We start from the raw sequence: 24694 nt of genomic DNA, 5'->3' as shown, positions 1-24694 counted from the left end.
ATTGACTGCAGCCGGTCTTGATGCCGCGGATAAAGGAAGCTCGGCAGCTCCGCGTTATTTTGCCAGTGCTAAAAGTTATGTTAAGCAAGCAACCGCTATCCAGACTATACCGGGAGCAACCCGCTTTGGCGGTTCAATTATGATTGCCGACGGAGTACTGGACAAATTTATAGTTGATGCACCGATGTTAATTGCAGTTGGTTCTGCTGAGGGGACTGAAACAGTGACTCAATAGTATTCTAAAGTCCTGCTGCAGTATTTACAGCTCTGCAGCGTTTACAAAAGCAGAAGCCGTAGCACTTAGTTGTGCTACGGCTTCTGTGATTTCAGTCTGATCTGTTACTTATCAAATGCTAATGCAGAAGGTAGGTTGTTTATCCTTATTTATTCCTGTGTGCTCAGGATGATGGAACAAAGTTATGGGCCCCTGTAATGGGGGATTAAAGATATTCAAATCAATAAGTAAGATATTCAAAGATTATCTTGACTTCATGCGGCTAAGCGTTTCGGGTGACATATTCAGATACGAAGCGACGACTTTGTTAGACAATCTTCTTACCACCTCCGGATTGCGGGCAAGGAGTTCTTTATAGCGTAATTCTGCATCTTTAGTCACCTCACGATGAAAGATTTCAAGATTGTTGATATAGGCGTTTTCCAGATAATATCTGTAAAATTTCTCCCAGGCGGGAATGACATTCAGGAGGTAATAGAAGTCCTTGCGAGAGATACGCAGTAAGTCACTGTCTTCCATAACCTGTATGTTCTCGAAGGATGGCTTCTCTGTAATAAAACTTGCAAGGCCAGTTGCAAACTGGTTTTCAAATGCAAAATGACGAGTTGTTTCCTGTCCGTCCTCACGCAAAAAATAGATACGCAGGCAACCCTTGTTCACAAAGTTTATGTATTGACAAACCATGCCCTCATTCACCAAATGCTCAAATTTATTATGAAAAGAAGGTTTGAAATAGGATAGAGCAAGCTGCAGCTGCTCTTCTGTGAGCTGAACAATGTTATTGATATATTCTGCCAGTGCCGCTTTTGCCATCCTGTAAATCTACGCAAGTTTAGGTTCAGTTTGCCTTTCTTCCGCTATACCTTTTTTGTACTCGAAATAAGCCAGCAGTGCACTCAATGCAGCAGCAACAGCGCCAAGAATATAGATGTTGCTGTAATTGCCTGATCCTGCAACCAAGCCAGCCACAGGGGCGGTTAAACCTACACCCAGATCGAAAAATGCATTGTAGGCAGCCATGGCCATTCCACGGTTCTCGGTAGTTACTTTTTTCACCGCTATTAATCCAAACGAAGGGAAAACCAGAGACATTCCTATTCCAGTTAACCCTGCACCAGCTATACCTGCAAAAGCATTGGGCGCTTTCCAGATCAATAACTGTCCCACAATTTCAATCAAGAGTGAAACCATCGCAACTCTCGCTCCTCCAAACTTATCCGGGAAATGTGCAAAGAACAGGCGCATAACTATGTATCCGGCTCCAAATGCGGTGAGTGCCAAAGATGCGCCTTCCCAGGAACGCTGAATAAAATACAAGGTGATGAAAGACGCAATTCCACCAAATCCGATGCTTGCCAGTGCAAGTCCGCTTCCAGATTGCCAGACCAGATGTACTGCTTTGTAAAAAGGAAGCCTCGGCACATTCATGGGAATAGGGACTGATTTAAGAAACGACATAGCTACATAACTAAGTGCCGGAAAAATGATAATCCCTGAAAAAGCTATTGGTAGAGAGAATGCTGATGTCAGCCAAATGCCTAAAGGAGCACCACAAGCCATACCGCCGTACATTCCCATTCCGTTCCACACCATTACTTTTCCTACGTTTTTTGAACTTACCAATGAAAATCCCCAGGCGAAAATGCCGATGACAAGATAACTCTCGCCAATGCCCAACAATATTCTTCCGAGGCAAAGGGATATCAGGCTAAGTGTAGGAGTGATCTCCAACCAGTAAGATGCCAGGCAGAAGAACCCTGAAAAAGCAGATAAATAGATACCCATAATTACTGACTTTTTACCGCCCTTTGTATCAGCCATCTTACCAGCGAAATGACGTGTAAGTAGGGTAGCAGCGTATTGCAGACCGATGACCAGACCCACGATCACATTGCTGAATTTCAAAGTATCATGGACATATAAGGGTATAATTCCCAAAGATATTCCCATGATCAAAAATTCGAGGAAAATGATACTGAAGATAGTGATCAGTGTTTTTGTGAGGTTGTGCTCCTGATCTAAGTTTTCCCTTTGCAAGTTTGATGGTGATGACATAAAATAAAATATTTTGCGAAGCTAACGGACAACATTCAGCTGCACATTGATCTACATCAAAATAGTTTTATTTGCTACAATGTTGCATTATTGCTTAGGCAATGTATCTTTGTAATCAGCTTTCATCGATTTTAAATGCGCTCCTGAAAGTTACTAAAGTATTTAAACTATGACAGAACTTAACAATTTCGAAGTAATTATTATAGGCGGCAGTTATGCAGGCTTATCAGCAGCGATGGCATTGGGGCGCTCATCGCGAAGTGTTTTGATTATCGACAGTGGGTTACCTTGTAACCGCCAAACTCCCCATTCCCATAATTTTCTTACTCAGGATGGAGTGGAGCCGGCAGTTATTGCTGCGAAAGCCAGAGCGGAAGTATTAAAATATGATAGTGTTCAGTTTTTAAATGACCTGGTTACCAGTGGTAAAGAGATTAAAAATGGATTTGTTATTTCTACTGAGGAGGGCAGAAGTTTTCAGGCAAAAAAATTGATTTTTGCAACAGGGATCAAGGATCAAATGCCCAATATTAAAGGATTTGCAGAATGCTGGGGGATATCTGTAGTTCATTGTCCTTACTGTCACGGCTTTGAGCTAAGGAATCAAAAAACTGGGATTTTGGCAAATGGAGCAAAAGCAGTTCACCTGTCATCATTAGTGAACAATCTAACCAAAGATATTACAATCTTTACAATGGGTAATGCTGATTTCAATACTGAAGATCTTGCTAAGATCAACAGAAACAATATTGAAGTTGTAGAAATTAGCATATCCGAAATACAGCATGAAAATGGGCTGCTAAGCCATGTGATATTTGAAGACGGCACCGGGTTAAACTATGATGCTATATATGCTGCGGTACCTTTTACTCAGCACTCCGATCTTCCACATTATCTGGGTTGCGAACTCACCGAACATGGATACATTGCTATCGATAATTTTCAAAAAACGACCGTAAAAGGTATTTATGCCTGTGGTGATAATTCGTCGATGATGCGTGCTGTTTCGAATTCTGTTTACAGTGGCGGTTTTGCTGGTGCAATGGTTAATAAGGAGCTTACCGATGAGGCCTTTTAGTGCGCTAATATCAACTCAAGTGACCGGCTTGGGAACAGCCGTTGACCTTTTTCTATCTGATGCCTTTGATAATTCATTTTTATGCTCATTTATTCGTTTTAATTCAGAAAGCCCGGGATTCTCATCTGATTTTAGTTTTGCTTTAACAACCTTCAAGTATAAATCGAATATAAACAGTTATGAGAAAGTATATCTTCGGCGCTTTAATAATCCTATTTATGATGTTGCCGTTATCACTGATAGACCATTTCGGCGAAAACAACACAGTCATACTATTAAACGATATCGGTCTTTTAGGTGTGGTAGGAAGAAAAGAAGTGGTCATGCATTTATGGTGACAGAAGTTTACATGAAAGAAATAGTAAATGGAAGATGAGCTCTCACAATTTTCTACCCTGTTGAGGGCTATAGAGAACATGAATAATTATACAGGATCCCCAAAGCATTGATAAGAAAACAATTGATTGTGGCGCTTTTGTATTGAGCAGAAATTTTAAAAAATTAAATCACTTATAACCTTTTAAACAAAGCAAATACGACTTCTGAACAAAGTTGAGGTCTTCGTTAGAAAGTAAATTTGAGCATAATAAATATTCTCAATATGTCGTATACAAATTCAATCTCACAACAAGGCCCAGTTGGGTCAGGCTTTAATGCTGCCTCAACAACAGAAGATGTAATTAATGGAATTGACCTAAGCGGTAAAACGGCTATTATTACCGGTGGTTATGCCGGTATTGGGCTCCAGACAACTAAAACCTTTATCGAGGCGGGTGCTACAGTTATTGTACCGGCACGCGATCTGAGAAAGGCTGCTGCAAGTCTTTCAGGCCTGGAAAATGTTGAAATAGCCTATATGGACCTGATGGATCCCTTGTCCATTAACGAGTTCGCTAAACAGTTTCTTTCTTCAGGAAGGCCGTTACATCTGCTGATCAATAATGCGGGTATCATGTGGGTGCCTCTGAGGCGGGACGCGCGTGGGTACGAATCACAGCTCTCCACCAATCACCTTGGGCACTTTCAGCTGACAGCAGCACTTTGGCTTGCTTTGAAACAAGCACAGGGAGCCAGGGTAATTAACGTTTCTTCCTGGGGCCACCATTTTGGGCCATTCAACTTCGAAGATCCGAACTTTGTAAGCCGGGAATACGAAACACTGCTTGGTTATGGGCAATCTAAAACCGCCAATATCCTCTTCTCTCTGGAACTTGATAAAAGGGCAAAGCAATACGATGTACGATCATTTTCGCTGCATCCCGGCGCAATCGTCGAAACCGACCTTAAGCGTTATTTATCTAAGGAACAATTGATAAAAATCGGGGTGTATGATAGTAATGGTAATGTGTTGCATAATCCGGACATGGGCATGAAAACGATTTCACAGGGGGCTTCTACTACCGTATGGGCTGCTACGAGCCCCCAATTGAATGGTTTGGGTGGGCTTTATTGCGAGAACACCGATGTTGCCCAAATTGACAACACAACTAATGATTTTAAAGAACTGAACTCATTAGACCTGCCTGGAGGCGTAACGCCATATGCGATCGATCCCGCTACAGCAGTCAGATTATGGGATGTCAGTGAACAACTTACTGGTATAAAATTTGAAATCAAATAATCCATTTCAGCAGCGGCACCGCTATTTTGCTATTTGACAAACACAGGAAAGAGAAGCCCTATAGGCATCTCTTTTCATTTTCTTAACTTTGTTAAAAGGAGATTACATGAATGAGCAAAAAGGTATGACCAGCGCAGATATCATGCTGGCCTGTATCGAAGAAAAATACTTTCAGCGGGAGATACTGATCGAGCGGCACGCCATCGTCAAAATCCTTTCAGGTGAAATGCGTGTCGTTCAGGCTGACAAAACTTACACTTTCGGTGCAGGAGATATTTTACTGTTTCCCAGAAATACACTTACTACGGTAATTAAGTACCCAAAAGACGGGAGGATGTACCGTTCGGTGCTGATGTATATCAGTCCGGAACGCTTGCAGCGGTATTATGCGAAGAATTCCTTTGCAGGTAAAGCTGATCGGGAACTACATGTCCGCACCTTCAAAAATCATCCCTTATTCGAAAGTTTTTTTGTTTCTCTAATGCCATACCTGGAGATGGCAGATGAACTTCCCGAAAGCATCGCGGCGGTCAAGATCGAGGAAGCGATCACTATCCTGCGCACAATCCGGCCTGAACTTGATGCATTGCTCAGCAATTTTGAAGATCCTGGAAAATTGAACATGGCCGATTTTATGGAGCGGAATTACATGTTCAACCTTACGCTGGACAAATTCTGCTATCTGACTGGCCGCAGTTTGACGACATTTAAGAAAGATTTTAAAGCGCTTTTTCATACTACGCCGCAAAAATGGCTGACAATGAAACGCCTGCAACTCGCGCATCAGGAGATCAAATTAAAGCACCGGAAACCTGTAGAAGTATACTTTGAAGTTGGATTTGAAAATCTTTCGCATTTTTCCTTTGCGTTTAAAAAACAATATGGTTACCCGCCAACGGCAATCCCTGCTTAGTTTTCGTAATATTGTAACAATCCGATAAGTAAAATTATGGAAAACGGTTCCGGGTCAAAATCTCTTCCTGAGTTATATAGGCAATTGGACCTGCCCATAGATTGGGTAAGGCCAGTTAATGGAATATCTATTGTTAATCTCAAAGATATACATTTCGAGCTGCCTTATCAGTCGGCATCTTTCCGGCCGGAGTATTTCTCATTTCTTTTTGTTAAGGATGGTGCCGGTCATTATACCATCGATGAACAATCCTTCCGTACAGAATCAGGTACAGTTTACTTTACCAATCCAAGTAACTACCGCACCTTTAGCTGGGAGCGGATCGATGAGGTCTACCTGATTACATTTGACGAAACATTCCTAAAAGAATATGTAGGGAGAGAGGTATTTAATGAGTTTCCCTTTTTACTTACAGAAACCGTAAGCCCAAAAGTAGTTGATCCGGAGTGTTACAAGGCTTTTGAAAACCTGTACCTTTTAATAGATTTAGAATACAAGGGAGAATCTGATAATAAGCAAAAGATCATAGGGCATTTGTTATCTGCACTTCTTTACAAAATAAAAGAATATTTTTGGCAGGATTATAACCCCATTTATGAAGGTAACCGGAGTTCACAGATTGTCCGGTCTTTCAAACAGCTGCTCGAGAAACATTACCGTGAACTAAGCAGCGGAAAAGTAGAACTTGCGTTCAGGGTTGCCGATTATGCAGAAGCGCAGAACCTGCATCCTAATTATTTAAGCAACGTGATCAAATCCAAAACCGGTAAGCCAATCGCTGTCTGGATCGCTGATAAAACCATCGCTGAGGCCAAATCACTACTGCAAAATACGGCTGTTTCTATCAAGGAAATTAGTTATCGGTTGGGATTTTCTGAGACTGCACATTTCAGCAATTACTTTAGAAAGCACACCGGCACATCTCCGGTAGTATTCCGCAAAGGGCTGAACCATAAATAATATCCAAAGCGCGATTGCGTTAGCTGTACCTCCTTATTTATTATTTGCAACCATTACTGTATTCCTTGTAACGGGCATAGTGTTTACAGCTGCTATTTTTGTTCTATCAAATCAAATGATAACAAAATGAAAAATCTAAGCAACAAAGTTATACTGGTAACAGGAGGTTCAAGAGGTATCGGCGCAGAAATATCAGGTAGATTGGCTGAAGCAGGAGCCAAAGTAATTGTAAACTTTGCCAATGGTACAGACGCAGCAGAGAAGGTTGTCAATGACATCATTGCTGCCGGTGGTGAAGCTATCGCTTTACAGGCAGATGTAAGTAAGGCAAGCGATGTGAAAGAGCTGTTTGACAGCAGTATAGCCCATTTCGGACGGATAGACGTGCTGATTAACAATGCGGGAATTATGATCACCAAGCCGATAAAGGACACGACGGATGAAGACTTCAGCCGCCAGTTCGACATCAATGTAAAGGGTGTTTTCAATACATTAAGAGAGGCAGCCACCAAACTGGCAGATAATGGCAGCATCATTAACTTCTCGACATCGGTAAACCGCATTATGCTTCCGCATTACGCAATTTATGTTGCGACAAAATCGGCTGTAGAGCAACTCACCAGGGTGTTTTCAAAAGAAGTTGGAAGCCGTGGAATCAACGTTAACTCGGTCTCTCCGGGTCCGACAAATACCGAATTATTTACCAATGGCAAACCGCAGGAAGTGATTGACCGACTGGCTTCGCTTTCATCATTTAACCGCATAGGAGAACCTGCTGACATTGCAGAAATAGTACTATTCCTTGCTGGCGACCAGGCAAAATGGATCAATGCACAAAACATTGGCGTTAATGGTGGTATGGCTTAATCACAATATTTTAGAAAAAGCCATAGCAGTATTCTTTTATTGCCTGCAAGTGGTGTTAATGCTTGCAGGTAGTTTATAACTAACGTTAACAAACCTGAATCGTATCAATTTTTAATATCTGTCCTAATTTTTTGATTTTTGATGCAATACTCCCTTTTCCAACCGCACAGTGGTGAGCGGGACCATGACTATTCCAGCTTTCCACAAACTTTCTGGCACCAATATCGAATTTATACCTGCTGTTGGTATTCCCAATTTCAAGGATGTCGCCTGCAACGGATTCTCCCTCAGCAACCAGTAATTTAAGTTTTCCGTCGCCACTTTCTACAACGGACAGTAAGGTTACAGCGCCATGTTTAACAGACATCTCTACTGATAAACCGTTCCCGACTTTTCCGTGGTAGACCTCCAGGGGTTTTACTTTTATCTTTCCTTCAGCAATCTCGGGATGGCATGGCCCGTCATGCCCCATTAGCACCACATCATCAGTGTAATCCATTGCATAGTATTCAGTAAATGAACCACCTGCACCAAAACTGTCCATGATTTTCATGGCCTGAACATTCTTGATCTCATACTCACCGGCAACAGGTATATTTTTACCTGTTAAAATAGAATTGCCCAGGATTACAGATGCAGCAGTGTTTTCATTGGCCTCATTCCCTGTTCCCTTATGATAATAAGCAAGTGAACCCAGCTTATGCTTTTCGATAAGTTTGTCCAATGCAACCGCAGTTATGGCGGCCCTTTCAAGTTCTGCAGGCGAACAATCTGACTGCACATCAAATAAACCCTGAATTTCCCCGAGTTTAACTGAGGTTTCTCCCGCTGTAACCGATTCACGAAGGTGTGACAGCTCGTCAATTTCCAGGACCTCCATGTGGCCTCCAAATGTTGCACATTGCAGGGTAAGATCTGTATAGATGTCCATCATACCCCCATAGTAGTTGCCCATAATACCCAGCCTGTTGTAATACATGATCCTCGCAACCCTGGCTGCTTCTACCCATTCTTCAATTTCCTGCGATACCGACGGATCATCATGGAGTATGCCTGTAATTTGAAAAAACGGAATATTGGCGCGGGTAAAAACGTTTGCAATTTCGGGAACAGCACATGCTGAGCAGTTTGCCAGCCACTCGCCGGTCATCTTTGTCCTGTCCTTCATCCGGTTAAATGTTTTGTAATCCATGCTGGCGTCGGGTGATAAATTGAGTACGATTACGGGTACATTTGCTTTTTTTACAACCGGCAATACGGTGGCGGAGAGGGCATAGGTAGACACATAGAGAAACAGAATATCAACATCTTCTGCCTTGAACCTGCTCCCTGATTCAAATGCCATTTCGGGAGAGTCAACCAAGCCTAAATTTATAATTTCAGCGTCAAGGCTTTGTAAGCCCTTTGCCACTATTTCCAGATAGCCGGACAACCTGTCTTTTAAACCCTCAAATTGTTCCCAGTAGGCTTCCAGGCCCACACCAAACAAACCCACTCTTACTTTCGTTTTTGTATGCATCTTAATTTTTTTATCTGTTATTGAATAATTTTTACCGGGCCGAGCAGGCCTGATGGCAATAGAGGACTAGTTGCCCTGTACTGCCTTGTTGTAGTGAATGTAAATCTTCCACTTGTTCTCTTCTGTCCCTTCAGCAGCCATTCCGGCCATTTATTTCCTACAATCCCGTCATAAGGTTTTTGCTCATCACCGATTAATCTGTTTGGCCATAAGTTTACAACCTCAATTGTAATCTCGTTTTTCCCCTCTTTGATAAAATCGCTGATCTCCAGCTTCCAGGGAGCAGTCCATAGGGTGCCAACTTCTTTCCCGTTTAAATAAACCCTTGCCATGTTTTTTACCAGGCCTAAATCAATAAAAACAGGCTTTGTCTGACTTCCATTAAAATCAAAGCTCTGATGATACGTAGCTGCGCCAGAATAAAACTTAATACCCTCGCTGGTACTTTTGCTCCAGTCACTGAGTGAATCAACAGTGATTTCTTTAGGGCCTCCCCACTTTTTATCGAAATTGATCTTCCAGTGCCCGTCAAGAATCTGCAAAGTTTTTTCAGCAGGGATTGCTGCCGGAACTGGCTTGCGGTTGTCTCCCCTGGCAAAAACTATGAATGCGCTTTCATAGGCAGACAGCTGTATTGGAATGCTGGTAACCCTGCCTTTTTTCTCAAAATTTGTTATTTGAGCTGTTTTACCATTAATCGCATTCCAAACTTCCGGAGCACCTTTGGCGCTTCTGAATAGGGCATTTGCATTGATCTGGTTAGGGCTGGTATTTGAAACAAAATAAATATCCCAGTCTGCAGAGCTGCGGTGGGTATATCTAATTTTGTTGTCGGACCTGAAATCCTCCTCAATACCTTTTCCCTTTAAAATTTTTGCTGTTAGGTCATAGTGCGGATAAAGATTATCTTTTGCCATAAGAATGGGCTTTCCCCAGATCAACATACCTGATCCATATTTGCGGTACACCAAGGTAGCCGGCACATCTTCTGAACCCCATATTTTGTGAACCAGTGATTCGATCTTTGCATCAGCATGCGGATAATCGGTAAGTCCGGGAGCACGTAGAGGTGGATTGCCAACGACAGTAGCACCCTGTTGAATTAACGATCCGATTTTTTCCAGCAATTCTGGTGTCATGGTTTCAAATATTGGTAAAACCAAAATTTCGTAGGATGCCCCGCCGGGAAATTCAATTTTATTCCCTTTAACAGACGCAAGCATCAGTTGGGCAGGGGCGATGCCGTCAAAGTTATAAGATTTTCTGTCGCCTATGGTATCACCTAAAATGGCTGATGAAGGTGGTACAAATACGTGTGGCGCACCTTCCGGGATAACATATGACACATCGGCAACTGTTCTTCCCTGCTGCAGAAGATATTGGCACCTGCTTACATAGTCATGATAGCTTCCTACCATTGGCCACCAGGTCTGGCTGCGGTCCCAGTGTACCCCGTATGGGCCCATCGTTGCGCCGGGCTTTAAGGAATCTGGCAAAAACTGATTTTGAAAAGTATGATAAACGAAGCGGTTAACACCTGCTGCAAATGCCCAGTCGCCCTGGTTTTTCATCGAGCCGGGATGTTGTTTCCAGCCTTCATTGTCCTGTGCAGTGAATGCCTCTGCGGGAACAAGTGAACGTCCCATTACGTGTGCTATGGAAGTGGCTTCTATTACGCTATAAGCAGAATTAAACCCTTTACCCTTGCTCCAGAATTCGGCCATCGGTACATCCGCAACGCTACCGAGTGCAAGATCGGAAGTCGGGTTCATATCATAAGGTTCTATTGATAAAGTAAGATGATGTTTTCTGGCATATTGCTTTACATGGCCGGCATGATTTTCCAGCACCAGTTCCTGAGAAGTTTGCCTGAGGTCCCATAAGAAACGTTCACTTTCCGTTAAACTGCCAACAATATTACCGGAATAAACAGGGTAGTATTTTAAAGGATCGTAACCTCTTCTTTTTAAGAATTCACGTCTGAAATTAGCCGACCAGTTTTGGGCACCCATTTCCCAGCTGTCCATATGTAGCCGCTTTAAACCTCCGGCAGTATTTTGGTCAACTTTACCCATCTTTTTGAAAATTTTGCCCAGGTAGACATCCAGATGGGCATTTAATGCAGTGGTATCAAATTTGTCGGCTTCAAAACCAATTCCGGGAGCAGGGGCGGGGCGGGTAATTGCACCATTATTTCTGCTGCCGAACCGCATTACTTTCCACTTCCCGGCAGGAGGGTTCCAGTTTAAGGTTCCATCGGGGCTCATTTTTGCGGTTAAATCTATGATTTTGTTCTTTTTGATTGCCGATGCAGGATTTCCCTTTGCATGAGTTGGCGCTGCCAGGTTAGCCTTTACCAGGCCAGAGCTGTACGGCGCACGCTGATAAAGTGCTTTTTCATCAAGATCTGTAATATTCCCGTCGCCTGCAGGGAGGGGAAAGGCCAGGACAGCAACATCCTGGTAATACTTTAACCAGTTCTCTTTAAATTCCGGCGTAAAACTATCTTCGCCGAAATAAGGTGTTTTTGGCCGCGGCACTGGCAACACAATCTTTCTCCTGTCAGCGGCAGACACCAGCGTTTCGCTTGACACCAGATGTTGCATCGACTGGCCTCCTTTAACCCAGGGGCCTCCGCTGCCGGTCCAGCCGGGCCCAATGCCCAGGGTAATTTCAATACCCAATCTTCTGGCTTCTTTCTCTGCATGAGCAAAGAGAGAGGTCCATTCATCACTTAGAAAATCTACATGGCCCCGGGGAACGCCTACATTTACTTCTAAAAAAATGAGATTGCCGATCCCTGCTTTCTTCATAGATTCCAGGTCTTTAGTGATGGATTCTGCTGCCATGTTCCCGTCCATAAAATACCAGTAAACCCCTGGTTTATATTTGTTGGCCGGATGCAGGAATCCGGATTTCAATTCATTAACCTGCGCCCTGCAAACGTAAGATGCCAGGCAGAAAAGGGAAAATAATACAGTTATAAATTTTGTTCTCATGTGCTTAATGGTGCTGGGTTATTTGATGATTTCAAAGGTCACAGGTCCGGTTAATCCCGAAGGTTCCAGTTTACCCGCAGGGGTATATGGATTATAATTTAACCAGGTCTTCCGTTCATTTACCGGCAGCCTGCTATCTCCGATCAGACGGTTAACCCAGGTATTTACCACTTTTATTTCTATATCATTATTCCCTGCTTTCAGCGCTTTGCTCACATCAATCCTGTAAGGTGGAGTCCATGCTCCGCCCAAGTTGATGCCATTAATTTTTACTTTTGCGATGGCCTTAACCATACCGAGGTTGAGGTAGACGGTCTCTCCGGCTTTCATCTTTGGCAGATTGATTTTATTGTAATAGGTGGCTGCACCTGAGTAATATTTGATGCTGTCGTTCGTGCTTACAGACCAGTCTGTCAGCGTTTTAAAAGTGACAGGCTTTACCGGTCCGCGCATCTTGCTGTCAAAATTAACCTGCCATGGGGTTGTTACAGATACGATCTTATAGGGCTCAGGGTAATTTACCAAACGGTTTGCTACAGGCATTCCCTTTTTGCGGAAAACAATAAATACACTCTCCACTGGTGCCAACTTTAGCGGTATAGTAGTCAGCGCCCCGTTTTGCATAGCCTGGGGCAGGTCATGAATGCTGCCGTCCACCGGGTTCCATAACTGCGGGGTGTATCCGCTAGCGCGAAATGCTGCACTGAAGTCGACGGTTTTATCTTCCTGATTGGAGATGAAATAGATTTCGGCATCAGCCAGGGTACGGTGCGTAAAGAGGATATTGCTTCCTGCTAACTTTGGCGTTATTTTACAGTCTGGTGCCAGTTTGATCAGCTCTAAAGACTCCTGTATATCCATGCCGCTAATCACCATTCCTTTACCGAAGGTGTTCACCTTTACCGTTTTTCCATCAATATTGCCCCAAAGTTCGTCTGCAAGTTTTTTTACCTTCTGGTCGGCCTCAGGATAGTTCTGCAGGCTTGGTGAGGTTTCTGGTTTCATGCCCCATATTACTGCTCCCTGGTTGACAAGCTCTTTGATTTTCAGGAGTACTTCGGGCCGGATGTTAGTTAGTTTTGGAAGAACAAGCATTTTATAACTCATGCCGTCGGGTAACACTAACCGGCCATCCTTTACTGATACACGGCTCTTGATCACCTCAGCATTAATGTAATCGAAGGAATAACCCTGCGGCAGTTTTGGATCCTGTACGCCAGTCATCTTGGGGGCATCCTCGCCAATGAAATAAGCTGCATCAGCTACGTAATTGCCTTGTTGCAGCATCATGTTAGCTCTTTTGATATATTGTAAAAAGATATCCATATCATAGAACCAGGTGTTTTTGCGGTTAAACTCCGTTCCGAAATTGGTGTTGATACCGGGCGACTTATCCTCATCCGGTTGCTCTATATAAACGTGCAATAGGGTATTATTGATACCTTCTGTAAAAAACCTGTCGGCCCTTTTCTTTAATAAGGCCGGGTATCTGACATAGGTCTGCTCACCTGCGGTAAAGGATTCGGCCGAAACCTTATTCTTTCCATAAATATGCGCGGCTGATGAGGCTGCCTTGTTTTCTATGTTCCCAAGATTGTCTTCGTTCCAGAATTCACCGCCTACCTCGTCCGACTGGCCGCCGTACTGAAGAAATTCTGCGGGAAATCCCCAGTGGCCATAGTTCTCCAGCCAGGTATGTAAGCCGTATTTGTGGCTGATCTCTCTGAGTCCGCCTACATATTTGTAGGCAATGTTATCGGCGATCAACCGGCGGAGGTCCCACAGAAAGCGGTCTGATCTATCCGCGCTTGCTACAACTTTTCCATGTAAGACAGGGATATAGGGCGTGGGATCGTAACCGTAGGTATCTTTGAACTGTGCTGTGAAGCCGTCAGTCCAGTTTTCGCCACCCGTCTCGTAACTGTCCTGAACAGCAACTTTCCAGGTCTTGCGGTCTTCGGCAGGGATGCGTTTTAGAATTTCACCTAAATAGGCATTGAAATGTTCTACTACGTATTTGCTGCTCATTTTGTCCACTTCAAGGCCTGTTCCCTCTGGTGATGCAGGGCCATTTTGTACCTGAGTAGGCGTCATGCCGGTACGTTCAATAATCCAGTTTCCGGCAGGGACGTTCCAGGAGAGGGTACCATCCGGAGACAGGTACTTTGAAATATCCATTACTTTGGCCGGATCAATCACATATGCCTGGTCGTTGATCTCGGGCTGGGCTGCCCAGAGATAAGATCCCCAGTTTGGAAATGGGTTTTGCCACATCTTTGCCAGTGTTTTTTCAGCAAACTGTTCAACATAAGGGGTAGAGGATAGTTTGATTTCGGCAATTTCCCCATCTGATACGCGGTTAAAATTGATGCGAAAGTTGTTGGCAGTTGTGGCTGGTATGGAGATGATTCCCGCTGCTTTGGGATTAAATCCTACATTAAGCGCATCGTTATTCCGGTTAACTGTAAATTGCCTGATCGTTTTGTATTCACCGTTTATTTCTGCCTGAATATCTCCGCTCACATACAGCGATCCAGAAAGCGGTAGGATGGTGAGGCTACGGGCGGTATAAGGGCTTTCAGATTTGATGGATAAACTAAACTTCTGCCCCTCCTTTATAGTGAAACCTGTTTGCCCGTCATTATCCAATGCATTTTTGATATCCTTTATTTCCGGTGCGGTGACAACCTCAGGATGAGTTGACATGATACTCAAGGCATATTCCGCAGGTACAGGGTACGCGATTACTTTCACATCCTGAAACGCAGGGTTGGGCTTTTGCAGCAATTTTACCAGTTTAACAGGGCCATGCACCATCATTTCAGTTGTGCTGAGGTAACGCATAGCCTGCTCTGGTTTTATCCAGGGGCCGCCCGACTGGCTCCAGCCCGGACTATTGAATATGCCCACCTCGATATTGAGTTCTGTGGCTTTTTTTAATGCTGCATGCAATACCTTCCACCATTCGTCTGAGAAGATTTTGACATTCCCGGGTTTTACGGCATCCTGCCAGATATTACCAATAAATACCCTGTTGATCCCTACCTTCTTCATCGATTCCAAATCTTTTACCACGCCGTCTACCGACATATTATCAGAAATCCAATACCAGTAAATGCTGGTTTGTACAGAATCGGGAATATGCGTAAAGGTTTGGCTCAGCGTAGTCATAGGATCTGCCCCGGTGTAGGGCAGGGGAGCAGTTTCTTTTTTTACTGAACATGCTGCAATAGAAAAGCAGGCCAGCATGATAGTGCTGTATACATTGTAAGGACGTGGCAGAAATCTCATTGTCGGCAATTGGAATTTGTTGAACTTGTAGTGTTTTATTTCGTAAGTGATACGAAAACCAACGGCCCAAGGTCTGCTGCTGACAAACTTTTTAAGATTTATTCCAATAGCCTGAACAAGAACTTATCAAAAGCTCATTTCCTGGAAATGGCGTCTGTAATTGCTGAAGCCACAATCAAAATTACAGCAAATTCGTTCTTTAAAAGTGAAAGTTTGATCGATTTAGTTCCTTTAACAATGTGGTCACGGATGGTGGAGGCCGAGATGCCCAGCAATTCGCTGACCTCCTCGTAGCTTCTGCCTTCCAGTTTAACCAGGGTATAAACTTTCTTGCGCTGCTCTGGCAGGCTGTCTATAGCTTTATACAGTAAATGGCGCTCGCCTTCGGCATGATAGTGCAGCTCAATAGGATTGTAGGATTCTGTGGTTGTGCTGATCAAATGTTGCTGCAATTTCCGGTCGACCGCCAGCCTGCGGTAATAATCGGTGACCAGGTTTTGTGCAATGCTGTATAGATAAGACCTGAAGGATTTTTCGGTATCAATACATGCACGCCTGTCCCATATCCGCATAAAGATATCCTGGGCAAGCTCTTCTGCAAGTTCTTCTGATTTTACCAGATAAAGTAACCGGCGATAAATCGCATCAATATAATGCCGGTAGATCACCTCAAAGGATAACTCATCCCCATTACATAGACATTGTAAAAGTTCCTTTTCATTAACTAGAGGGTCAAGCGCCATTATATTTGGTAAATTTGATACTAAACTAACAATAAATAGAGAAAACACAAATAGATGTAGAACTTATGTTGTTCTTTATCCTGTGTGGCAGGCCTTCCTTTTTTTGAAAAAAAAATGAACCTGAGCAGACCTTCGGCCGGTTTCGTTCGTAATCATCTAAAAATACGCGAATTGACTACAGGAGATAACCAACGGGACCTTTACGAAAGGTTTTTACTCGGAAAATGTAATGCGACGGAGCTTAAGCAGCTCATCGATTGGTTTGGTACGGAGGAGTACGCAGTCTTGCAAGAGCTTATCCAGCAGAAATTAAACAATGAAACGGCCATTTCTCCTCCCAAAGAGGAATATAACGAACGTTATGATCGAATCCTTTCCCATATTAAAAGCGAAATATCAATACAGCCAAAAACCGGAAGTGTAAGCTGGTGGAAAGTAGCTGCAGTAGTTTTTGTTACCCTGGCTGCCGGGTTAAGTGGATACTATTATATGGCTGCCCCTGCAAAAAAACCGGTGTTGGCTAATGTAAAGAAGAAAGCTGATGTTAAACCGGGAAGCAGTAAAGCTTTTCTGGTACTGGCCGGCGGACAGAAGGTTGTACTGGCAAACCTTTCATCAGGGCCGATTCAGGCGCTTAGCGGTGAGCAGATCAGAAAAACTGCAGATGGTGAGATCATTTATGGGCCCGCTAGCCGACATTCCGGTAAACCTGCTGAATATAATACGCTTCAAACCCCAAAAGGGGGCCAGTACAGAGTTATCCTGTCTGATGGTACAAAGGTGTGGCTAAACGCAGCATCCTCACTGCGGTATGCCGCCAGTTTTGGGAATTTAAAGGAACGAAAAGTTGAATTGACAGGTGAAGCTTATTTTGAAGTGGCCAAAGACCGTATTCATCCTTTTATCGTTCAAACAGACGATCAGCAGATCCGGGTACTGGGGACGCACTTTAACGTGAATGCTTACCATGATGAAGGTGGAAGCAGAACCACTTTGCTGGAGGGAAGCATACGGGCAAAGACCGGTAACACCTCAGCAATCGTTGCTCCGGGGCAGCAGGTGCTCAGCCATCATCACCAGCTCAAAATTGCCAAAGCAGATACCGAACTGGCAACCGCCTGGAAGAACAATCAGTTTATGTTTGAAGGTACCCCGCTGAAAGTTTTAATGAAAAATCTGGCAAGATGGTATAATGTCGAAATTATTTATGCCGCAAATACCCCCGAAATAAGTTTCAATGGTTCTGTTTCCAAATTTGAAAACATCTCGGTGATATTAAATATTCTCGAATCCACCCGGAAAGTACATTTTAAAGTAGAAGGCAGAACTATTTATGTAGGCAATTAAAACCTAACCATATCAACTATTCACCAAATATTAACCAAACTATGAATAAACACCGACGATAATCTGACCCGTAATAACCAGGATCTGACGGGTCAGACCCTGGATGCCTTTGGCACAATTTCATTCAATTGTTTAACTGCAATCGCCTTCGCCGTGGAAAGTAAAGGGCGTATTGCTTCACCAAACGACTACAAATGTATAAAAATTTTACCAGGAAACGTGGTATAGCTGCTGGGCTATGCCCTCAAATATGGCTAATTATGAGATTAACCATGATCTTTATGATCATCTCTTTGATGCAGGTGAGCGCCGCTTCATTTGCACAAAAGATAAGTATTAAAAAAAACAAAACCGGTCTGCTGGAGATTCTGCGAGAAGTGCGCAGTCAGACAGGTTACAACTTTGTCATCACCGATGACCAGGTGAGCAAAAGCCGGCTGGTTACCCTTCAGGTTCAGAATGCTGACCTGATAAAGGTGCTTAACCAGGTTTTTGCATCGCAATTGCTCTCCTACAATATCGAGAACAATACTATTGTTGTTACAGATAAGATACAGGCCGTAAGAAATAACAATCCTGCTACGGGCGTTACAATCGCTATTGTGATTAAAGGTAAAATACTGGACGAAAAAGGAGAGCCACTGCCTGGTGTGATCATCAAACACAAGGAGAGCGGAACTGCTACCGCTTCCAATGACAAGGGAGAATACAAACTGAGTATTCCCGAGGCAAGCGGTACGCTTGTATTTTCTTTTATTGGCTATCAGAAACAGGAAATTCCTGTGGGTAGCCAAAATGAAATTAACCTGAGCCTCCAGCCTGAGTCTGGAAAGCTAAACGAAGTGGTGGTAGTGGGTTATGGAACACAGGCGAAATCAACAGTTTCCAACGCGATTACTAAGGTCTCCGCTGAGGATATATCTGCCAGTCCTGCTGCTAACCTGGGTGCCGGACTTGCCGGACGGATGGCCGGTGTTACTATCAATTCACGCGGTGGTGAGCCTGGCGCAGAGGCAGTAGAGGTGTTTATACGTGGTAAAAGTACCACTGGTGATGCCAGTCCTTTGTACGTAATTGATGGAGTAGTACGCGACTATTCCGGATTAAGCTATCTGAATCCCAACGATATCGAATCGATCTCTGTCTTAAAAGACGCTTCGGCCGCTATTTATGGCTCCCGTGCAGCAAATGGAGTGATTTTGATTACTACCAAGCGTGGTGTGTCGGGCAAACCAACAATCACTCTTAATTATGATCATGGATTGTCGCAGCAAATGCGTGTTCCGGAGACCGCAGATGCCTTCACCTATGCCTCAATGGCAAATCTGGAACAAAGAATCAAAGGGCAGTCGGAACCTTATACTGCACAGGATCTTGAACTTTATAGAAACGGCAGCGACCCGCTCAACCATCCCAATACAGACTGGGCTAAACTGATTTTCAAAAACTGGTCTGTGCAGGACCGTACAGATATTGGAATTTCTGGTGGCAGCAAAGACACACACTACTTTGTTTCTGCAGATTACCTAAGTGCCAATTCTCCGTTCATTCAGGGCTCTACCTATAACAAGCAATACTCAGTACGTTCCAACCTGGATTTCAACGTAAACGATAATTTGAAAGTATCAGTAGATCTTTCCGGACGTAAAAGAGATGTCCAGGTGAGTCATCTTGACTATGCACATATCTATCTTGGTGTACCTACCCAAAATGCAATTTACCCTAATGGTCTTTTCGGCCCTGGCAGGACTGGCAATAATGCTGTAGTGATGGCCCGTGACCCGAATTATGGTTATAATAACACACAGAACGGCACCTTTTTTGGAAATGTATCTGCCGATTACAAGATACCTTTTTTAAAAGGACTATCACTGCAGGGTACTTATGCTTACGATAATGACAACAGTTATATCAAAAGCTGGGTTGGCTTGACTTACTATTACCAATTGAATAAGACAACCGGAGAATATGAAAAGAAGCTTAACTCTAATGCAGCCACACCTACACTTGGTGTGAGTGAGCCGCAGAGCAATTCGCAGACAGCCAACATCAAATTGTCCTACAAAAATACCTTTGCTGAAAAGCACACGGTTGATGCTTTTATAGGCTATGAGCAAAACTCTACCCAGGCTTACAGACTCGAGGCCGCCAGGACAGTCTTTGCCAGCAGTGCAATCCAGGAGCTTTTTGCCGGAACTGCCGATAAACTGTATCAGAGCAATTACGGGTCTTCAGCCCGTACGGGGAGGGAGAATTATTTTGGAAGGGCCCAGTATTCTTATATGAACCGCTACAACATCCAGTTTCAATTCCGTTATGATGGCTCACAAAACTTTCCGGTAGACAGGCGTTATGGATTTTTTCCGGGCGTATCTGGAAACTGGAATATTTCAAAGGAAAAGTTTATGGAAGGTGTCAGCTTTGTTGATAACCTGAAATTAAGAGCATCTTATGGAGAAATGGGTAATGACAAGGTGGGTGCATATCAATACTTAACATCTTACATATATGATGGAAATTACGTTTTTAACGGAACAACTAACCAGGGACTGGTACAATCGGGCGCCCCAAATCCAAACATCACCTGGGAAGTTGCAAAAACAACAGACATCGGTTTGGAATTTGGTGTCCTCAAAGGATTGCTGAGTGCAGAGATAGATTTGTTCAAGACCAACCGCAGTAATATTCTTGACTATCGTAATGCCTCTGTACCGAATTATACAGGATTGACTTTACCAAATGAAAACATAGGTCGCGTACAAAATAAGGGGATTGAGTTTACCCTGACCCATGCGTATAAGATCAATGAGGACTTAAGGTATTCAGTATCAGGAAATTTAACCTATGCAAAAAGCACTGTCGTATTCAGGGATGAGGTACCGGGTATCCCGGACTACCAGAAAGGAGAAGGCCACCCTGTAGGCAGCCAGGTCCTTTATGAAGCAATAGGGGTTTATAATGATGCAGCTGAGGTTGCAGCTACCCCTCACCGCGATGGTGCAGGTCCGGGTGACCTGATCATCAAAGATGTAAACGGAGATGGTATCATCAATTCACTGGATAGGGTAACTCAAAAATACAGTCCCTTCCCTGAGATTGTTTATGGACTGAACTTCCGGTTTGGCTATAAAGCGTTCGACCTTTTACTGGGCTTCCAGGGACAGGCACATGTGGTTGCACCACGTTTTAATCCTTATCCTTACGATCCTGTTGCCTGGGGTAATTTCCCAAGTTACTTAGCCCAGGATGTGTGGACTCCTGAAAATCCGAATGGCAGCAAGCCAAAACCTGGCCTGACGAGCGCATTGCAAACCAACGGTACCACGTATCACTGGGAGAACGCCGCTTTTCTGAAGTTAAAAACCGTAGAATTATCGTATAAATTACCGCAAAGCTTGCTGGCTAAAGCCGGGATAAAAGGCGCAAAAGTCTATACGAGCGGTTCTAACCTATTTTTTATAAAAGATCACTTTAAGGATTTAGGTATAGATCCGGAGGTAACTAACTCTGGCTGGGGCTATTCTCAGAACCGGGTGATCAGTTTTGGTGCAAGTGTAACTTTTTAATTAATTAGCATGAAAAAGATAGTATTATTCCTTTCCCTCATATTGACATTAAGCTCATGCAAGAAAAATATCCTGGACATCCCGCCTACAGACCGTTTGTCTGAAGATGCAATCTGGACGGATATAACGTTGCCGCAACTTTTTGTTAATGCACAGTACAATGCCCTGCAACATGGTATGAGCAACGATATTACCTACTATGGTGATGAAGCCTATAACCAATATGATGAAGGCAGCTACCATATTGTAGGTTTAAATCAGGTGAACGCCAGCAACGTTACTAATATTTCTACTTATTATAACTATTGGCAAACCGGATACTCGGCGATCCGTAATTTCAATATTTATTTTTCCAAGATTGACGGCACACCAATCAGTGCAGACGCCAAAGCAAAAATGACCGCTGAAATAAAGTTTCTCCGGGCTTTTGTTTACGCCAAACTGATCTGGAACTATGGTGGGGTGCCCATCATTGAAAAAGTATATGATATCAGCGATAACCTCACTGGTGTAAAACGCAATACCTATGACGAGTGCGTAACCTATATCCTGAAAAATCTGGATGAGGCCATTGCTGTTTTACCAAACCAGCAAACGGGAACTGATTTGGGCAGGGCATCGGCTGATGCTGCACGGGCACTGAAGACCCGTGTGCTTTTGTATTATGCCAGCCCGCAGAACAATCCATCGAATGATAAAACCCGCTGGCAGGCCGCAGCTACGGCTGCCCTGGAGCTGATCAACAGTGGCCGCTATGCATTACATACCAGTTACCACGGCTTGTTTATAGGCGAAGCGAATACGGAATCGATGTTTTCCAGGTATTTTTCGAGCGATAACAGTAATATCATAGGTAAACTTTTTGCGCCTGTAGGCTCCGGAGGAAATTCATTCGGTGCACCCAGCCAGAATCTGGTGGATGCCTACGAAATGACTAATGGAGTGATACCTATAGTCAATGGAGCCGTTAACCCCGATCCAAAGAATACTTACGATCCCAAAAACCCCTACCTTGGTCGCGATCCACGGTTTTATGCCAGCGTTTTATACAATGGTGCAACCTACAAAAACAGGAAGATTGAACCCTTTTCAGGTGGTATCGACGGCGACAGCCAGGATTCATCGCCAACAGGATATTTCAATTATAAGTTTCTTGACCAGACTTTAGTCGTTTCAGATAAGTTTGCCTATACGGCTCCATGGTCTTTTTTCAGGTTAGCTGAAATATTCCTTAGTTATGCAGAGGCGCAGTATAATCTGGGCAACGAGGCAGAGGCAAGATTGTACGTGAATAAAGTAAGGTCGCGCACTGGAGTGAACATGCCTGCCATTACAGAAACAGGTACAGCCCTTTTTGACAAAATAGTACATGAACGACAAATAGAACTTGTTTGGGAAGGTCATCGTTTTTACGATCTGAGAAGGTTGAAGTTGGCTCCAACCGTTGAGGCAAAGCCGATTCAGGGTGTGCAGGTTGTTAAAAACCAGGACGGTACTTTTACCTATAACCGCATCAACCTGTTGAATAAAGTCTGGAACGACCGTCTGTACCTGATTCCACTTACCTTCCAGGAAGTACAATCCAGTGGTGGCAGCCTGGTACAAAACCCTGGTTATTAGTAAACAATAGATGAGAATCAGTAAATACATGATAAAGAGAAAGACAGAATCTTTAAGCCTGAAATGGTCTGAATTTAAAAATCTCACGTGTCTCGCATTGCTAACCCCTGTAATAGGGGTTGGCTTGCCGGCATTTGCGCAAAAGATTGACCGGCATGCCCTGGTAACGAGGCATAACCTGCATATTACGGATAAACAGTCTAAAGGGCCTACTCAAGTAGGCAACGGGCACTTTGCCTTTGGTTTTGATTTTACTGGTTTGCAAACCTTTAATGACGATGCCAACACGATGTCTGACTGGGGCTGGCATAAATTTATACTGCCCAAAGGAGATCCATATCAATACAAAGGGCATGAATGGGATACTCAGGGCCGTCAGGTACGTTATGATGTGCACAATGAAGGCGAACGTGACCTGTATAAATGGATGCGTGCAAATCCGCAAAGGTTAAACCTGGGCAGGCTGGGCTTTATTTTCAGAAAAAAAGATGGCACGGTGATCTCGCTGAAGGAGATACAGAATGGCGCCCAGGATCTTGATATGTGGACTGGCGTAGCTGTAAGTACATTCAACGTGGAAGGTAAAGCAGTGAAAGTGACTACTGTTGGTGATCCGAACAGAGATGCTGTGGCCGTTAAGATTCAAGCACCGGCACTCAATGACGGACAGATATTGGTAGAACTTAAGTTTCCTTACGCCTCCAATGAAGAGTTTAGCAACGGTGCTGATTTTAATAGCCCGGACAGGCATACGACAGCAGCGCAGCTGTCTGCAGGCCAGGCCCTATTTCACCGCCAGCTGGACAGTACGCAATTTGACGTACGCCTGAACTGGAAAGGTGGTGCGAAACTGGCTGAAAAGCAAAGACATGAATATCTCTTGAGTCCCGCCGGTAAAAACTCACTGGAGCTGGTACTGGAATGGGATAATGAGAAGACCAATGCCAAGGCCAGAAGTTTTGATGAAATCAAAGCAGCAAGTATACAGCATTGGCAGCGCTTCTGGCAGTCGGGCGGCGCGATTGATCTATCACAAAGCAAAGATACCCGCTGGAAAGAACTGGAACGGAGAATAGTACTGTCGGAATACCTGATGGCAGTGAATGAATCCGGTCAGCTCCCTCCGCAGGAGAGCGGTCTCGTGAACAACGGCTGGTATGGTAAATACCATTTTGAAATGATCTGGTGGCATGCTGCCCATTATGCATTGTGGGGCAGGTTGCCACAAATGGATAATCTGACATCGATCTACCGCAGCGATGTTGATTATTATGCGCCAAAAGCTAAAGAACAGGGATATGCAGGTGTCCGCTGGCCAAAAACCCTGGGCGGCCGCGAACGCTGGGAGTGGCCAAATGAAACCAACCCGCTGCTGATCTGGCAGCAGCCTCATCCTATATTTTTTGCCGAGCTCGAATACCGCAGTAAACCAACCAAAGAAACGCTGGACAAGTGGAAAGATGTGGTGATCAAAACGGCCGACTTCATGGCCTCTTATCCGGTCTATAACAAACGCGAAAAACGATATATCCTGGGTTATCCGCTACAGGTAGTTTCTGAAAATGCCAACCAGCATACCACCATCAACCCGGTATTTGAGCTGAGTTACTGGCGCACTGGGTTGCGTCTGGCGCTGGAATGGGAGAAACGCCTGGGCATGCCTGTTAATAAAAAGTATGAAGAAGTACTGGCTGGCTTGTCAGCTTTGCCGGAAGTGGAGGGTAAATATGTTTCATGGGAAAATATATATCACATGTGGTCTGTCTATAATTTTGAGCATCCAGCCCTGATTGGTGCCTACGGCATGCTTCCAGGTGATGGAGTAGACAAGCCAACCATGGACAGGACACTGACTGCGGTAGAAAAAAACTGGAAGTTTG

16 protein-coding genes are annotated in these 24694 nt (G+C 44.0%); 10 read left to right on the top strand and 6 right to left on the bottom strand.

What is annotated here, in order from left to right:
* Positions 1-235, top strand: a 235-nt coding sequence (locus tag ABWY16_RS15080; protein ID WP_353905475.1) for a hypothetical protein, incomplete at its 5' end; no start/stop codon positions are given.
* A 243-nt stretch (positions 236-478) separates the two neighbouring features.
* Here the strand turns inward: ABWY16_RS15080 and ABWY16_RS15075 are convergent.
* Together ABWY16_RS15075 and ABWY16_RS15070 are read right to left on the bottom strand one after the other, a co-directional pair.
* Positions 479-1048, bottom strand: a complete 570-nt coding sequence (locus ABWY16_RS15075; RefSeq protein ID WP_353905474.1) for a Crp/Fnr family transcriptional regulator — start codon at positions 1046-1048, stop codon at positions 479-481.
* Between the two features lie 9 nt (positions 1049-1057).
* Complete coding sequence (locus tag ABWY16_RS15070) at positions 1058-2290, bottom strand: MFS transporter (RefSeq protein ID WP_353905473.1); 1233 nt, start codon at positions 2288-2290, stop codon at positions 1058-1060.
* Between the two features lie 169 nt (positions 2291-2459).
* Here ABWY16_RS15070 and ABWY16_RS15065 point away from each other — a divergent pair, with 169 nt between their 5' ends.
* The 5 genes from ABWY16_RS15065 to ABWY16_RS15045 all read left to right on the top strand — a co-directional run bounded on the left by ABWY16_RS15065 (position 2460) and on the right by ABWY16_RS15045 (position 7729).
* A complete protein-coding gene (locus ABWY16_RS15065) occupies positions 2460-3368 on the top strand; it encodes an NAD(P)/FAD-dependent oxidoreductase (protein ID WP_353905472.1) in 909 nt (302 codons plus the stop codon).
* Positions 3369-3969: 601 nt separating this feature from the next.
* A complete protein-coding gene (locus ABWY16_RS15060; RefSeq protein ID WP_353905471.1) occupies positions 3970-4989 on the top strand; it encodes an SDR family NAD(P)-dependent oxidoreductase in 1020 nt (339 codons plus the stop codon).
* A gap of 106 nt (positions 4990-5095) precedes the next feature.
* Complete coding sequence (locus ABWY16_RS15055; protein ID WP_353905470.1) at positions 5096-5902, top strand: helix-turn-helix domain-containing protein; 807 nt, start codon at positions 5096-5098, stop codon at positions 5900-5902.
* 36 nt (positions 5903-5938) lie between these two features.
* The gene (locus ABWY16_RS15050) at positions 5939-6862 is read left to right on the top strand and encodes a helix-turn-helix domain-containing protein (protein ID WP_353905469.1); all 924 of its coding nucleotides are present in this window, start codon (positions 5939-5941) and stop codon (positions 6860-6862) included.
* A 126-nt stretch (positions 6863-6988) separates the two neighbouring features.
* The gene (locus ABWY16_RS15045) at positions 6989-7729 is read left to right on the top strand and encodes an SDR family oxidoreductase (protein ID WP_353905468.1); all 741 of its coding nucleotides are present in this window, start codon (positions 6989-6991) and stop codon (positions 7727-7729) included.
* An 85-nt stretch (positions 7730-7814) separates the two neighbouring features.
* Here the strand turns inward: ABWY16_RS15045 and ABWY16_RS15040 are convergent, their stop codons facing one another.
* From ABWY16_RS15040 to ABWY16_RS15025, 4 genes are all read right to left on the bottom strand, one after another.
* Positions 7815-9248, bottom strand: a complete 1434-nt coding sequence (locus ABWY16_RS15040) for an arabinose isomerase (protein WP_353905467.1) — start codon at positions 9246-9248, stop codon at positions 7815-7817.
* Positions 9249-9265: 17 nt separating this feature from the next.
* On the bottom strand, positions 9266-12247 hold the full coding sequence (locus ABWY16_RS15035; protein WP_353905466.1) for a glycosyl hydrolase: 2982 nt from the start codon (positions 12245-12247) through the stop codon (positions 9266-9268).
* Between the two features lie 18 nt (positions 12248-12265).
* Entirely contained in the window at positions 12266-15538 is a 3273-nt protein-coding gene (locus tag ABWY16_RS15030) for a glycosyl hydrolase (protein ID WP_353905465.1), read from the bottom strand.
* Between the two features lie 134 nt (positions 15539-15672).
* Positions 15673-16281, bottom strand: a complete 609-nt coding sequence (locus tag ABWY16_RS15025; protein ID WP_353905464.1) for an RNA polymerase sigma factor — start codon at positions 16279-16281, stop codon at positions 15673-15675.
* A gap of 114 nt (positions 16282-16395) precedes the next feature.
* Between ABWY16_RS15025 and ABWY16_RS15020 the strand changes: the two genes are divergently transcribed.
* The 4 genes from ABWY16_RS15020 to ABWY16_RS15005 form a co-directional block, all read left to right on the top strand.
* Positions 16396-17628 carry a FecR family protein gene (locus ABWY16_RS15020; RefSeq protein ID WP_353905463.1) on the top strand — a complete coding sequence of 411 codons (1233 nt, stop codon included), beginning with the start codon at positions 16396-16398 and terminating at the stop codon, positions 17626-17628.
* Between the two features lie 260 nt (positions 17629-17888).
* Positions 17889-21194, top strand: coding sequence for a TonB-dependent receptor (locus tag ABWY16_RS15015; RefSeq protein ID WP_353905462.1), 3306 nt, complete (start codon positions 17889-17891; stop codon positions 21192-21194).
* 9 nt (positions 21195-21203) lie between these two features.
* Positions 21204-22814: a RagB/SusD family nutrient uptake outer membrane protein gene (locus ABWY16_RS15010; protein ID WP_353905461.1), complete on the top strand. Its 1611-nt coding sequence runs from the start codon at positions 21204-21206 to the stop codon at positions 22812-22814.
* Positions 22815-22842: 28 nt separating this feature from the next.
* Positions 22843-24694: hypothetical protein (locus ABWY16_RS15005; protein WP_353905460.1), on the top strand; the 1852-nt coding region annotated here is incomplete at its 3' end.

Source organism: Pedobacter sp. (assembly GCF_040513095.1).
Classification (GTDB): Bacteria; Bacteroidota; Bacteroidia; order Sphingobacteriales; family Sphingobacteriaceae; genus Pedobacter.
This window is presented reverse-complemented; position numbering and strand designations above follow the sequence as displayed.